Source organism: Nocardia farcinica, from assembly GCF_029867845.1.
Lineage (GTDB): Bacteria > Actinomycetota > Actinomycetes > Mycobacteriales > Mycobacteriaceae > Nocardia > Nocardia farcinica_A.
In genome coordinates this window covers 1-1,291 of the sequence record NZ_JARWRU010001206.1, presented here as the reverse complement: position 1 = coordinate 1,291, position 1,291 = coordinate 1, and the positions used below count along the sequence as shown (strand labels likewise).

The 1,291-nt window shown below is 73.7% G+C and carries 1 protein-coding gene; it reads left to right on the top strand.

Features of this window, described 5'->3' with window-relative positions:
- Nucleotides 1-205 precede the first annotated feature (205 nt).
- Nucleotides 206-1,291 (top strand): DUF6928 family protein (locus QH283_RS26760; protein ID WP_280505706.1); only part of this gene is annotated, 1,086 nt, incomplete at its 3' end.

Genomic DNA, 1,291 nt, shown 5'->3' with positions numbered 1-1,291 from the left:
ATGCCATCCTGGGAGGACGTGTTGCTCGGAGTGCGCAGCAGCGGCCACTGAGAGCCGAGGACACACCGGCTTCTGCCCGATTCACCCCCTGGAGCCCCCGCTCCAAGTACATTTTCACCATCCGATTCGCCCGAACCACCGGATGGAACGTACGGTTGCGGGTAGTTAGCGAGAAGACTCGCTCAGCACTCGGGAGGTGCCGGTGATGGTGTCCACTGCCTCGACGCTCTGGTATGTCGACGCCGAGGATCCGGCGGCCGTGCTGCGCGCGCACCGTGATCCCGATCCGGCTGCCGCGCAGGCGCTGGCCGAGCAGCTGTTCGGCGAGTTCGAGATCGTGCCCAAGATGATCGGCACCCTGGCCGGTTGCGCGGGCCCCGACCCCGACGAGGTCTACATCGGCCGCTACCCGGGCCTGACCGTGGTGTGCACCCGCGCGGCGCGGCTGCCCGACCCCGCCGACCTGCCCGAACTGCTGGTCCGCCCGCTGGCCTCCGACCACACCTACCTGGTGTCCTTCGACACCGGCATGGGCTGGGGCGCCTTCGCGCACTGGGAACGCGGGGAGTTCCGCCGCGGCTTCTCCTCCTCCCGGATGAAGATCCTGGCCGACGCGGGCCTGCCCTACGTCTGGGAGCGCCCGTTCTGGGCGGGCGAGCGTCCGGTGCTCTGGCGCGCCGACGAGCTGCCCGACCCGCAGTGCCTGCCCTTCGACCCGCCGGACTTCGCCGACGAGGCGAGCCGCCGGTGGCTCGGCTTCCAGTACCGCGCTCCCGTGGTCGCGGGCGCGCTGCTCCCCCGCGACATCGCCGTCTGCGGATTCACCCTCGTCCCCAAGAGCCCGCCGCCGGAAACGCCCGCACCCGAACCCGATCCGGGCGGCGCGCACGGACGGGGACACGGGGTGAACAAGTCCGGGACGCACGGCCGTTCGCACGGCCGTCGCCGTGGGCCGCGGGCGCTGGAGGTGGGGCGCCCGGCACAGCCCGCCGACGCGGCTGCTCCGCCGCAGGCCTGGCCACAGGACGCCACGAGCGAGGCTCCCGACTCGGCCGGAGAACCCGCATCTGCCGAAAGGAAGCGGGCGACCGATACCGATGTGGACCCGGGTGCCGAGGGATCATCCCGGCGAGCGCACCCCCACCACCAGGCCGCGGATACGCGATCGGCGACCGGCCCCGGGGCGGCCGAGCCGAGCGGCGGCCCCCACCCCCCCCCAAACGAGCCGCCCGGGTCCACGCCCACCCGCGCGCCGCCCCGGCCGCGGGGGAATGCGCGGGGCCCGCCGGCG